The 12,231-nt window shown below is 35.5% G+C and carries 13 protein-coding genes; 8 read left to right on the plus strand and 5 right to left on the minus strand.

What is annotated here, in order from left to right:
- The first annotated feature begins 16 nt into the window (after positions 1–16).
- The 5 genes from DWY37_RS06290 (at position 17) to DWY37_RS06310 (ending at position 8,503) form a co-directional block, all read left to right on the plus strand.
- A complete protein-coding gene (locus DWY37_RS06290) occupies positions 17–1,891 on the plus strand; it encodes a thiamine pyrophosphate-binding protein (protein WP_118544413.1) in 1,875 nt (624 codons plus the stop codon).
- A 43-nt stretch (positions 1,892–1,934) separates the two neighbouring features.
- The gene (locus DWY37_RS06295; protein ID WP_118542200.1) at positions 1,935–3,992 is read left to right on the plus strand and encodes an FkbM family methyltransferase; all 2,058 of its coding nucleotides are present in this window, start codon (positions 1,935–1,937) and stop codon (positions 3,990–3,992) included.
- Positions 3,979–5,196 (plus strand): radical SAM/SPASM domain-containing protein, encoded by a 1,218-nt coding sequence (locus DWY37_RS06300; protein WP_158575654.1) that lies wholly within the window; start codon positions 3,979–3,981, stop codon positions 5,194–5,196. The genes DWY37_RS06295 and DWY37_RS06300 overlap by 14 nt, the downstream gene beginning before the upstream one ends.
- A gap of 119 nt (positions 5,197–5,315) precedes the next feature.
- A complete protein-coding gene (locus DWY37_RS06305) occupies positions 5,316–6,365 on the plus strand; it encodes a glycosyltransferase family A protein (RefSeq protein ID WP_118544411.1) in 1,050 nt (349 codons plus the stop codon).
- An 11-nt stretch (positions 6,366–6,376) separates the two neighbouring features.
- Positions 6,377–8,503, plus strand: a complete 2,127-nt coding sequence (locus tag DWY37_RS06310) for a glycosyltransferase family 2 protein (protein WP_118544410.1) — start codon at positions 6,377–6,379, stop codon at positions 8,501–8,503.
- A gap of 305 nt (positions 8,504–8,808) precedes the next feature.
- Here DWY37_RS06310 and DWY37_RS16475 read toward each other — a convergent pair whose 3' ends face one another.
- The 5 genes from DWY37_RS16475 to DWY37_RS06330 all read right to left on the minus strand — a co-directional run bounded on the left by DWY37_RS16475 (position 8,809) and on the right by DWY37_RS06330 (position 10,085).
- Entirely contained in the window at positions 8,809–8,895 is an 87-nt protein-coding gene (locus DWY37_RS16475) for an IS3 family transposase (RefSeq protein WP_118541253.1), read from the minus strand.
- A gap of 12 nt (positions 8,896–8,907) precedes the next feature.
- Entirely contained in the window at positions 8,908–9,048 is a 141-nt protein-coding gene (locus DWY37_RS15795) for a hypothetical protein (protein ID WP_158575656.1), read from the minus strand.
- Positions 9,049–9,167: 119 nt separating this feature from the next.
- Positions 9,168–9,554, minus strand: a complete 387-nt coding sequence (locus DWY37_RS06320) for a helix-turn-helix domain-containing protein (RefSeq protein WP_118544409.1) — start codon at positions 9,552–9,554, stop codon at positions 9,168–9,170.
- A gap of 80 nt (positions 9,555–9,634) precedes the next feature.
- Positions 9,635–9,823 carry a hypothetical protein gene (locus DWY37_RS06325; RefSeq protein WP_118541244.1) on the minus strand — a complete coding sequence of 63 codons (189 nt, stop codon included), beginning with the start codon at positions 9,821–9,823 and terminating at the stop codon, positions 9,635–9,637.
- On the minus strand, positions 9,804–10,085 hold the full coding sequence (locus DWY37_RS06330) for a hypothetical protein (protein WP_147403583.1): 282 nt from the start codon (positions 10,083–10,085) through the stop codon (positions 9,804–9,806). The genes DWY37_RS06325 and DWY37_RS06330 overlap by 20 nt, the downstream gene beginning before the upstream one ends.
- A gap of 92 nt (positions 10,086–10,177) precedes the next feature.
- Between DWY37_RS06330 and DWY37_RS06335 the strand changes: the two genes are divergently transcribed.
- The 3 genes from DWY37_RS06335 to DWY37_RS06345 all read left to right on the plus strand — a co-directional run bounded on the left by DWY37_RS06335 (position 10,178) and on the right by DWY37_RS06345 (position 12,202).
- The gene (locus tag DWY37_RS06335; RefSeq protein ID WP_118541240.1) at positions 10,178–11,392 is read left to right on the plus strand and encodes a CgeB family protein; all 1,215 of its coding nucleotides are present in this window, start codon (positions 10,178–10,180) and stop codon (positions 11,390–11,392) included.
- A 271-nt stretch (positions 11,393–11,663) separates the two neighbouring features.
- Positions 11,664–11,930 carry a DUF4160 domain-containing protein gene (locus tag DWY37_RS06340; RefSeq protein WP_118541238.1) on the plus strand — a complete coding sequence of 89 codons (267 nt, stop codon included), beginning with the start codon at positions 11,664–11,666 and terminating at the stop codon, positions 11,928–11,930.
- 26 nt (positions 11,931–11,956) lie between these two features.
- Positions 11,957–12,202 (plus strand): DUF2442 domain-containing protein, encoded by a 246-nt coding sequence (locus DWY37_RS06345; protein ID WP_022242921.1) that lies wholly within the window; start codon positions 11,957–11,959, stop codon positions 12,200–12,202.
- Positions 12,203–12,231: the final 29 nt, after the last annotated feature.

Genomic DNA, 12,231 nt, shown 5'->3' on the forward strand with positions numbered 1-12,231 from the left:
CAGGTGGAGAAAAGCGATGAAAGTATCGGATTATATCATAGAATATTTAGCATCCATAGGCATTCAGGATGTTTTTTATGTACCAGGTGGTGGAGCAATGCATTTGAATGATTCTTTGGGTGCAAATCCGAAAATTGAGGCAGTTTCCATGATTTTTGAACAGGGAGCTGCTGTTGCAGCAGAGGCTTATGCCAGAGGAAAAGATGGATATGCTGCATGCCTGGTAACCAGTGGACCAGGAGCTACCAATGCATTAACTGGACTTGTAGGAGCGTATCTTGATTCGGTACCGGTAATTTTTATTTCTGGTCAGGTAAAGAGGGATGATTTGGTAGAAAATCAGGGAATACGCCAGTTTGGTATTCAGGAAGTAAATATTATGTCTATGGTACAGTCCTATACAAAATATGCTGTACAGATACAGAAACCCGAAGACATTGTCTATGAAATGGAAAAAGCAGCAGCAATGGCAGTCTATGGAAGACCAGGTCCAGTGTGGATTGATGTACCACTTGATATTCAGGCTAGTATGATTGATATTAATAAATGTGCAAAATTTCAGGATAATCAAATTCCAATGCAATATGCTAAAGGAGAAAGTATCTGTGGAACTGGATTGGAAGAGGAATATATTGCAAAAGAGGAAGATATTTCAGAAGTTATCAGCTTAATAAATAAAAGCAAAAGACCAATTCTTTATATAGGTCATGGCATCCGACTGGATCATTGTATAGAAGAAGCAAGAAGGCTGTATACTGCACTGGGAATTCCTGTGGTTACATCCTGGAATGGTGTAGATTTGATTGAAAGTGACCATCCACTGTATGCAGGCCGTCCGGGTGGGGTGGGCCATAGAGCTGCAAATATGATTGTGCATAAGGCAGATCTGGTAATAAGTATTGGAACAAGATTCAATCTTTTGGCAACAGGATATAATTTCGCAAGTTTCCTGGAAAATGCAATACATGTTATGGTGGATATTGATGAGAATGAAATGAATAAGAAATCACTTCATCCAGAGAAAAAAGTTGTCGCATCTGCTAAGTCCTTTATCTGCAAAATGCTTGCACATATAGATGAAGTTACTCTTTCAGATAAAAGCAAACTGGAATGGCTGGATGAGTGTAGCAAACTGCAGATGAAGTATCCGGTACGGATAAAAGAACAGGAAGCAAGAGCTGGATTTGTAAGCAATTATAATTTGATTGAAGAAATTTCAGAACAGATGAAACCATATGATATGTATCAGTTTACTAGTTCAGGTACAACGGTGGATATCGCCATGAAGGTATTTAAAGTGAAGTGGGGACAGCGGGCGTTTCTTAATAAAGGATTGGCTGCTATGGGATATGATGTACCGGCTTCTATTGGAAGTGCGTTTGCAAATAAACGTATTTATGAAGCGTCAAAAGATAAGAAGATAAATAAATTATGCAACAGAGCTGTTTCAGATAGAGCAAAGGTGGTTTGTGTAACGGGAGATGGAAGTATTGCCATGAATATGCAGGAATTGGAAGTAATTGCAAGATATCAGCTTCCAGTTAAAATATTTGTATCTGACAATGCAGGTTATTCTATGATATATGGATCACAAAATGGCAATTTCCACCGACTTACAGGATGTAATAAAGAATCTGGCTTAACACTTCCGAACATGGAAAATATTGCAAAAGCATTTGGAATCAAAGCAATGTCCATTTTGAATGAGGAAAATCTGAAAGAAAAAATAGCCGAGGTTCTGCAAAGTGATGAACCTGTAGTCTGTCGCGTGAATACTGATATCCAGCAAAAAATATTACCACGTCAGTGCAATTATATGAGAGAAGATGGACAGATGGCGTCAAGACCATTGTATGATATGACACCATTGATTGAAGGATTGGAGATATAAGAAGATTTAACAAAAGTCTGGAAATGAAGGGTACTAAAAGAAAATGAAAATAATTGTAACGGGTGCAACGGGTTTTATAGGAAAGGCATTGTGCAAAGAACTGATAAATGCTGGGCATGAGATATTTGCAATAATCAGACCACATAGTAGCAGAAAAGAAAGCCTGAAACAGGAAGTGAATACATGGGGAAAGAATCCTCATAAAATACAATTGCTTGAAATGGAAATGGAAGAATTGGAACAGCTTTCGAAAAAAATAGGACAGGCAGACCTTTTTTATCATTTGGCATGGAATGGTTCTGCTGGAACTGATAGAGAAGATTTTGAAATGCAGTATAAAAATATTGAGTATACTGCAAAGGCGATTAAAACGGCAAAAGAATGTGGTTGTAAAAAGATCATTGGTGCGGGAAGCCAGGCAGAATATGGTGTGGTGAAGGAGACCGCAAAGGAAGAAGAAACAAATCCACATCCATTTATGATGTATGGTGCAGCGAAGCTGGCAGCGTATCAGATGGGACAAGTTTTGGCAAAACAATTAGAGATACCATTCATCTGGCCAAGAATTTATAGTGTATATGGCGTGGGAGAAAATCCTGGAACGCTTGTAAATTATGTGATAGACACATTGAAAAAAGGGGATATTCCGGAATTATCTCCATGTGAGAACATGTGGAATTATATATATATTACGGATTGCGCACGTATATTAAGACTTTTAGGAGAGAAGGATGTTTCAGAGGGAATTTACCATATTGCGTCAGATGATACGCGAATATTGAAAGAATTTGTAGAGGAAATCCGTGATATTGTAGCACCTGGAAGTGCTTTGCATTTTGGCGCGAAACAAAGTAATCCAAAGAGAACTTTCTGGTTAGAACCGGATACAGAAAAAATAAAAAAAATAGATAGAGAAAGTGAAGAGGTATCATTTTTTCAGGGGATTACAAAAAAATACAGGGAGGAAAATGGTTTGTCGGAGAGAAATGAGCTGGAAAAAGCAATTGATTATGCAATAGAAACAGATAATTGTTTGTTTTATGAGGAAGCTAAACGATGGAAAGAAGTGGAGCATGCAAAAAAAGTATGTGTTTTTGGAACAGGTTCTTTTTTTAAGGGATATCACCATTTTTTAAACAGAATCGATTTTGTATGTGATAATAATAGCCGCATATGGGGAACGGAGGTTTGTGGTTATAAATGCATATCTCCTGCTGAATTAAGTACTATGGAAGATACCATAGTTATTATTATGGTTAGCCATTATAGGGAAATAAAGAAGCAGTTAGAGAAAAGAAAAATAAAGTTTTTTTATTTTGGAGATTTGTTTTACAATGTTTATTCAGATTTTCACAAGGGATTGTGGTTTGAAAAAAACAAAGAAAAAATACTAAAAGTATATGATTTGCTGCAGGATAGCCAGTCAAAAAAAATATATAAAGAAGCAATATGCCTTCGTATTGCGCCACAATATTCAGAAACATTGTGGGGAGAGATGGAAACAGGTAATGAATATTTTAATAGTGAAATATTTCAATTTGGGAAGGATGAAGTATTGGTTGATGCTGGGGCATATAATGGAGATTCTATTATAAATTTTGTGGAATGTGTAAATTATGAATATGAGCATATTTATGCTTTTGAATTGGAAAAGAAAAATTACGATGAAATGCTTCAGAATTTAAAGAATAAAGATATAAAAAAGGTTAGTGTTTATAATGTTGGAACTTCAAACAAGTCAAAAGAAATTAGATATAATGGAGAGGGAACGGGAACGCATATAGCAGGAGATGGGAAAATAGGAAAATTGGATGCTATAGATAAGGTTATAGGTGAAAAAAAGGTTACATTTATAAAAATGGATGTTGAAGGTGCAGAACAAGAATCTCTGGAGGGAGCCAAGAAACTAATACGGTACAATAGTCCTAAATTGTGCATAAGTGCATACCATAGGCTGGAAGATTTATGGGAAATACCTTTGCAAATTATAAGTTTTGATAATAGATATAAATTATATATGAGGCATCATTCCCCGTTAGCATGGGATACAGATTGTTATGCAGCATTAAAGGATGAGGATATATTTTATGGAGAACAGTAAAAAAGCAAGAGCATTAGAGTTTACATTAGCATTGGGATGCAGTTTGCAGTGCAAATATTGTCCCCAGGAAAAATTGCAGAAAGCATATAGATTACATAAAGTTAGAAAAATGAGTATGGATACATTTAAAAGATGTTTATCGCAGATTGAACTAGGAGGAGGCGTGATTATTTCGGGAATGGTAGAACCATTTCATAATGAAAATTGTGCAGAAATGATAAAATATGCTTTTGATAATGGATACAAGGTACGCTTGTTTACTTCGTTAACGGGAGTGACAGAGAAAGATTTAGATATTTTGGAAAAAATATCATTTGATGAATTGACGATACATATTCCAGATCAGAAGTTTAATTCAAAATTTCGTTTGACAAAAGAGTATCTTAATATATTTGAACAAACGATGAAGAGGCTGGGAAATCAAATTAGTGCATATTCGGTTCATGGAGAAATTCATGAAAGTGTAAAAGATATGTTACTTAAAGATAAAGTTATTACTAGTTCAATGTTTGATAGAGCAGGAAATTTAGAATATGAAGAATTGCCAAAAACAAAACCAAAAGGAAGAATCCGATGTATGGCGGGGTCTGCAACAAATATAGGTATATGGACGCCAGAAGTATTGCCGGATGGAACAGTTGCATTATGTTGTATGGATTATGGAATGCAACATGTATTGGGAAATCTTGTGAGACAAGAATGGAAAGAGATTGCTGAGGGAGAGGAATATCAAAAAATACTAAAAGGTTTTGAGGATGATTCTATAAATAATTTGTGCAGAAGTTGTTCAGGAGCGAGAGAAGAAAAAAACTGGCCTTCAAGCATGGTAAAAAAAATTATCGAACAATACAATGAAAAAGGGGTTCTTCCCAAAAAAAATGCAGAAAAATGGAGAGAATACATAGAGGCGATAGCAAATGCAAAGCATATTGCAGTATTTGGCATGGGAAGGCTGTTTTATGATCAGTATTTTTATGGGGCATGGGATGAAGTGATGCAAGCAGAGGTCTTTTCTGATAATAATTCAAATATGTGGGGGCAAGAGATACAGGGCATTCCATGTGTTAACCCAGAAAAATTAAAAGAATATGAGGATTTGTTAGTTGTTGTATTTGTAAAAAATGACATGGAAATAGGTGAACAATTAAAAAAAATGAATATAAAAACTATAATTCCTATTATGAATATATACTCGATATTATAGTGGAAAGCACAACAAGGAGAAAAGTAAAATGTTTAATTTAGGAGAGTGTCATAGTTTCAATTGCAACATTTGATACATGCCCAATTAAGTAAAATAATTGCTGATTAAGGAGGCTAAAAGTGAAAAGATACCCATTAGTAAGCATTTGTGTACCAAATTATAATTATGGAGAATATTTGGAATATTGTTTGGATAGTATATTAAATCAGACTTATCCTAATATTGAAGTTCTTTTTCGGGACAATCAATCGACAGATAATTCGTATGAGATTGCATTGAGTTATAGGGATAAATTCCGCGACAAAGGTTTTTATTATAATGTGTCCCAAAATAAAAGGAATATAGGAAGTGATGGTAATTCAAATTATCTATCGAGAGATATAGAGGGAGAATATATATTTTTTCTCGCTAGTGATGATGCAATTGAACCGACTTTTATTGAAAAGTGTATTCGTGTGTTTGATGAAAATCCAAGTGTTGCAATGGTAATGGTTCATAGGAGCGAGATTGATGAATTTGGAAATATTCATCAATTACCCCCATTTTATAATCAGAATTGTGTTGTTGATGGGGAAAGTCAGGCTGCAGTGTTTATGATGGCAGGAATAGCAATACCAGGTCAGAGAATGCAGCGAGCAAGCATGCTTACCCCGATTAAAAAATATAAAAGAATATTTAATGTGGCAGGAGATTGGTATAATAATTTTTTGGCAGCAATGTGTGGTGATGTGGCATATATTAAAGAACCACTTTGCCAGTATAGAGTACATACAGGAAATGAAACAAATGAATCAGAAAAGAATTTATTGGGAATTTTCGAACATTATCAATTGATACATGCATTTTGTGATATTTCTAAACAGTTTGGAATGAGTAAACCTGCGGAACGTTATCATGAAGCGGTAGAAAAGCTTGGTAGTATGTGCTTGCGATATGCATTAAAAATGTATAAATGTGGGGAAAAAGAGGCAGCTGTTCGATATCTATTTTTAGCACCAGCATTAAAAAGAGATATTGTTGAAGATGAAAGATACGCTATATTAATGAATATGGAAAGATACATTGGATTAGATTTGAAAAGAGAAATTGAAGAATTTGAAAAGAAATTCAATTTGAATCGAACTATTTCATATAATCCACCCGAGAATTACCGGTTATTAGATATTTAGAGAGAAAAAGAATGGAAGAAAATACATATCTGAGAAAAATTGATTGTTTGAATAGTTGTTTGACAGGCGAAAATGCAAAAGAAATATTGAAAGAGGTGGACGCACTGGAAAAATGGAAACCTGTACGGGTACCATTATATGCATTGAAGGCAAGGGCACTTTATTATAGTGGAATGGAGTGGGATAGAATAACGACTATTTTGTCAGAAAAATGCAATGCGTCTTATGATTATCCAGGGGTACAGGAAATCATTAAAGTTTATAAAGAATTAGCAATGTGCTGTAAAGATCAGCTAGACATTAGACGAAATGATAGAATTTCTAATAATTCCATGCAAAAAGAAGCAGATATAAACACAGAGTCAATTGAATTGTTGTATAAAAACATTGTAAACGGAAATTTTTCTGAAAATAGTTTAATAAAGCTTCGGGATGAGAACTATGTATGCCAGGAATGGGTAATGTATCATACGTTGAGCTTGGTTTTGAATCAGATGTATCAAATAAAAGATATTACAAGAGAATGGACTAACCAGATATATAATATAGAATATTTGAAAGAATATCTTCTGAATAAAAAGCAAAAAAAGGTCTGTTTTATTGGAATGGTGGGACAGAATAATATTAAATTTAATGCATTAAAGAAATGCTTACAGATGTTGGGAAAAGATGTTATTGAAGTTGATACAGTAGATGAAGCTATAGAAGAAATTACTGGTTTTGCTTTGGCGTTTAGTACTGTAAAGAAATTCAAAGATTTAGAATTTCATAAACAAATGGGGTATTTGTATATAGGATATGAAAAGTACGATGATGAAATAGGCTTTGGATGGATAGGAAATTATCTGGATTATTTATCTGATTTATATGGAGAAGATTGTAATGCCTTGGTGAATGAAGAACCTGTAAAAAAATTTTCTATTATTATTCCGGCACGGAATTCAGCAGATACTTTAAGATATACTTTGAGGACGTGCATTGAGCAACGGGATGAAAGTGATTATGAAATTATCATAAGTGACAATTCGACGGGACATAATGCAGATGTATATGAATTATGCAAGGAGTGGAATGATTCTAAAATAAGATATATGAAGACCCCACGGGATTTGCCATTATCAAAAAGTTTTGAATATGCATATATACATGCAAAGGGAGAATATATTTTTGCTTTGGGTTCTGATGATGGCTTATTACCATGGGGATTAAGCGCGCTAGAGGAAGTAATAGAGGCCTTTCCAAATGAGGAAATTATTCAATGGGAAAGAGGGTTTTATGCATGGCCAGGATTTAATGGAGGGCAACAGAACCAGTTCATGATTCCACGAAAATACGAGAAAGATATATTGGAAGTGGAGTATAGAGATAATATTGATTATTTGGCAATGATTCTGAACAATTCTCGCGAAATGTATTCATTACCTATGCTTTATATCAATTCTTGCTTTAAACACAGCTATATGGAGACCTTAATGGCTAAAACAGGACGATTATGGGATGGAATTTGCCAGGATATTTATATGGGCGTATTAACAGCGTGTATTCATGATAAAATTTTGAATTTGAAATATCCATTGACAATTGCTGGAATGAGCAGTGGGTCTGTAGGAGCAAAGTCAAATATTGGTGAACAAACGAACAAAGAATTTGAAGCAATGATGAAAGAGAGAAAACATGATAATAATGCGGGCTGCTATTGTCAGACAGAATATGAAAAATTGATAGCGTTTACTGGTACGGACACAAGTTCCTTATATACAACTTTGTTAAGGATGGTAAGTATGAATATCATTCCAAAAAGTTATTTGACGGAAGTTTTTGATTGGAAAAAGATGTTTCAAAATCTTTCATCAGAATTGGATATTAGAGATGTAACATTTGATCGAAAAATTCATGAAATGTACTATGCAGCCTCTTTGCATGGAAAAGAATTCTTAGACTGGTTTGAAAAAAATGTTTTTAAACCAATGCTAAAACCTGTATTAGTAGATGAAGAAAGACTTAAGAAAATTGAAGAGAAAAAAATATATACAAACTCTCGGAATGCCGAAGGAGGGGTTGTTTTAGATGCAGCTGAATATGGAGTGAAAAATGTATATGATGCTATAAAACTGTTTGAAAAACTGACTGGATTATAGGAACATATATGGATAGAAAGATAAAAAATATGAATTATAGAAAAATACAATTCAAAGCTAGCAAAGTATTTTAAATTAGGAGAAGAAAGTGCATTGCAACAAGTGGATTGGAGCGGGTAAAGAAAGATTTTCGGTTTGAAGACCGTATGCGGAAGATTTTAGAAGATGTATTATAAAATACTTTATAAAAACAGCTCCTGTGTTATGGTGTGCTACCTGTCAAGAGAACAATAAAAAATAATAAATTTTGGTATCGTCAGCCGATTTACGGCTGGCGATATTTTTGGGCTACTTTTATATATTGATTATGATATTCCGAGTATCATTACATTTAACTTTCTTTGCAATCGTTGGTTATTGTAGTAATTGATGTAATCAGTTATAGCTGCAATTCTCTGACTTTTTTACAGATCATTCTCCATTTGTAAATCAAGATTTTTTCTTTCCAGTTCAGCGATTTTATCACGCAATTCTTCTTCCGGTGTACGGCTTGGCAATGATCCGACACGTCTACCACGGCGGTCTTCAAGACCTTTACTTCCCATTTCTTCATATCGTTTTACCCAGTGTACGGACTTGTTGATAAGAACATTGATATTTCAATGCCATTGCCTCATAATTCTTGTCGTTCGCAAGGCATTTTGTAACGATTTTTAATCTTTCATCAAAAGTCGTTGATTTTGCCTTTTTTCATGCAAGCACCTCCAGTGTATGTCTTTAATATTCCACCAGAATTATACACCTGAATCCACTTTAAAAGTTGTGTGTGTGACCGGATTCCGTATTTCAAGCAAATATCATCAAGAGAACCCGCTCTATTAAGATAATCATTTACCGCAGACATTTTTAGTGTTTTTGAGTAACTCTTGTTTTTAGGTTGATTAAGTAAACCGGCTGGTCCATTGCATCGGTATATAGAAATCCATTTCCTAATACTCTGGCAAGCAACCCCAAGTTTTTTACTTGCCTGATTCAATACAATTTCTCCGGCAAGATATTGCTCAACTATTTTTACCTTTACTATTGGTTCTATTTTGCTTTTTCTGGACATGAAAATACCCCCATATAGGACTTTTATATTTCATTGTCCTATATGAGGGTAGCATATCATTACGCAGGAGCTGTTTATTATCACTTCTGATTATTTAATTGATTTACTTCATCTATCGAAAGATGACAAAGTTCTGCGATTTCCTTTGCATCAAACTTTCCTGTTTTCAAAAGACGAAGGGCGGTATCGGTTGAAGCCTGTTTCTGCCCAAGGTTAATCCCCTGTTCAACACCTTGCTTTAATCCTTGCTCAATCCCCCTGTTCAACACCCTGTTTAAATCCCTGTTCAACACCGGTGTCAAATTCAGCTTTTCTCAGTTTTTTCTCTTCTTCAACTTTATCATATTCAAAAATACTCATAGCAATTACCTCCGCCTGATTCTTCTTAAGAAAATCTGCCAGAATATTTTCCTGAATGCATTCGGTGACAGCCTTTTGTACGGCATCATCCAAAGGCATCTGTTCTGCAAAGGAACGAACCTTTGCAACATAGAAAGTGCCATATAGATTGTATAATATATGCTTTTTCACATTTTAACATAGCAAAAAGATTTGGACAAGAAGAAAAAATGTTATATACTAATTGTAAATAAAAAGGCAATGAAAATAAAAGGAGCCACCCCATGAATATTTTGGTTTACCGCTGGAATTCCTACAACTACATAGACATCATTGCAACATTCCAATCCATGGGACATCAGGTGGATGTAATTGAGCAGGAACTGGAAAGCTATGATGAGGATGAATCGTTTGCAGCACGTTTGCATGGCATCTTGCAGCAGAAAAACTATGACTTTGTCTTTACGGTGAATTATTTCGCAGTGATTTCCGGAGTATGCCAGCAGATGGGGATAAAGTATGTATCCTGGAGCTGTGACAGCCCGCTGCTTAGCATGTATCACAAGAATGTATTCTTGGACTGCAATTATTTCTTTCTCTTTGATAAGACCAATTATCTGGAATTCAAGGGAATGGGCGTAAAACATATCTGGCATCTGCCGCTGGCAGTGGATACGGACCGGCTGGATGAGCTATTTGCACAGGATACTATGGATAAAATGCAGTTGGCAGAAGCAGATAGTGGGAATGCTTCAAAACATTCGGTGCGGGATTTTGCCGGCGGGATTTCTTTTGTAGGAAATTTATATGAGAAGAACAGCTATGATGAACTGGAAAAAAGATTCCCGGAATATTTGCGGGGTTATTTTGACGCTGTCATGGAGGCACAGCTTAATATCAGCGGCGGCAATATAATTGAACCGATGTTGACTGCGGATATCTTAGAGCATGTATCGGAATATTTTGAACTGAAGAAATCGAAGGATTCTTTTTCTGATCTGGGGCTGGTATTTGCAACAACGGTGCTTGGGTTTAAAACTGCTTCTTTGCAGAGACAGCGTGCATTGCTGGCACTGGCGGCTAAATTCCCGGTAAACCTTTATACAAATACAGGCGGAGATACTTTGCTTCGGGTAAAGAATTGCGGCTCAGTAGATTATTGGTCGGAGATGCCGAAGGTATTCCACTATTCGAAAATCAATCTTAATTTTACGATTCCGAATATCAAGAGCGGGCTGCCACTACGGATTTTTGATGTACTTGGTGCAGGTGGATTCCTGCTGACCAATTATCAGGCAGAATTACCGGATTATTTTGAAATTGGAAAAGATTTGGCTTGCTTTGAATCCGAAGCAGAACTGGTAGAAAAATGCAGCTACTATCTTACCCATGAGGAAGAACGGCAGCAGATAGCAAAGAACGGTTATGAGAAAGTGAAGAACTGCTGCAGCTATCGGAAACGTCTGAAGTTTATGTTGGAAAAGATTGGGGAGGAGTAGAAGATAGTGGATTTATAAAAAAATTAGAGACGCTTTACAGTGTTTTTAGAAACTTGTATTGTATATGCTTCGACGGTTATGTTACAATAGCTACGAAGCATATTTTTTCATAATTTTGGCAATACGCAAAAAGAAATCCGTATAATGCCTCATTTCATAGAATCAATGAACACATCTTATATTTCTTGAAAAATTCATGCTTTAAACTCACAGAAAAAGCGGGATTTTTTTAGAAAACTCCTGTGAAAAATTGCATAGGAGGAAGAATGAAATGTCCGCATTATCAATGTTTTATGGGATTACTGTACGCATGCAGAGTGAAAAAGGTGGAAAACATAGTAAACCACATATTCATGCGTTGTATGGAGAAGAGGAAATTGTAGTTTCGCTGAATGGAGAAGTATTGGAAGGCAAGTTCCCTAATCGGCAGTTAAAAATGTTATTGGCATGGATGACAATCCATGAAGATGAATTATATGCCAATTGGAAAATGCTAAGTGAGGGAGAAGGCTATTTCCGGATAGCTCCATTAAAATAATGGAACAGAACAAGGAGGATATGAAGATGCTTAGACCAACGGCTACAAGCGTTCGGGCGGAAGAAGGTTATATTCTTGATGTTGAATTTGATAATGGAGAAAGAAAGCGGTTTGATGTTAAACCATATATAAAAGGCTCGTGGTATGGAAAATTGGAGAACCCGGATTACTTTAGAAGGGTAAGAACAGATGGATATACTGTTGTATGGCCGGAAGGTCAGGATATCTGTCCGGATGAATTGTATACACAAAGCACCAGCTTCGCAAAATAAAGAACATAACCTGCTACCGGCGGCAAAAA

It is taken from the genome of Roseburia sp. AF25-13LB, from assembly GCF_003478915.1.
Lineage (GTDB): Bacteria > Bacillota > Clostridia > Lachnospirales > Lachnospiraceae > Roseburia_C > Roseburia_C amylophila.

Bases quoted from the DNA above. Each gene is read 5' to 3' on its own strand.
- DWY37_RS06290 (WP_118544413.1), top strand. From the start codon at position 17: ATGAAAGTATCGGATTATATCATAGAATATTTAGCATCCATAGGCATT.
- DWY37_RS06295 (WP_118542200.1), top strand. From the start codon at position 1,935: ATGAAAATAATTGTAACGGGTGCAACGGGTTTTATAGGAAAGGCATTG.
- DWY37_RS06300 (WP_158575654.1), top strand. From the start codon at position 3,979: ATGGAGAACAGTAAAAAAGCAAGAGCATTAGAGTTTACATTAGCATTG.
- DWY37_RS06310 (WP_118544410.1), top strand. From the start codon at position 6,377: ATGGAAGAAAATACATATCTGAGAAAAATTGATTGTTTGAATAGTTGT.
- DWY37_RS15795 (WP_158575656.1), bottom strand. From the start codon at position 9,048: ATGGGAAGTAAAGGTCTTGAAGACCGCCGTGGTAGACGTGTCGGATCA.
- DWY37_RS06320 (WP_118544409.1), bottom strand. From the start codon at position 9,554: ATGTCCAGAAAAAGCAAAATAGAACCAATAGTAAAGGTAAAAATAGTT.
- DWY37_RS06335 (WP_118541240.1), top strand. From the start codon at position 10,178: ATGAATATTTTGGTTTACCGCTGGAATTCCTACAACTACATAGACATC.
- DWY37_RS06340 (WP_118541238.1), top strand. From the start codon at position 11,664: ATGTCCGCATTATCAATGTTTTATGGGATTACTGTACGCATGCAGAGT.
- DWY37_RS06345 (WP_022242921.1), top strand. From the start codon at position 11,957: ATGCTTAGACCAACGGCTACAAGCGTTCGGGCGGAAGAAGGTTATATT.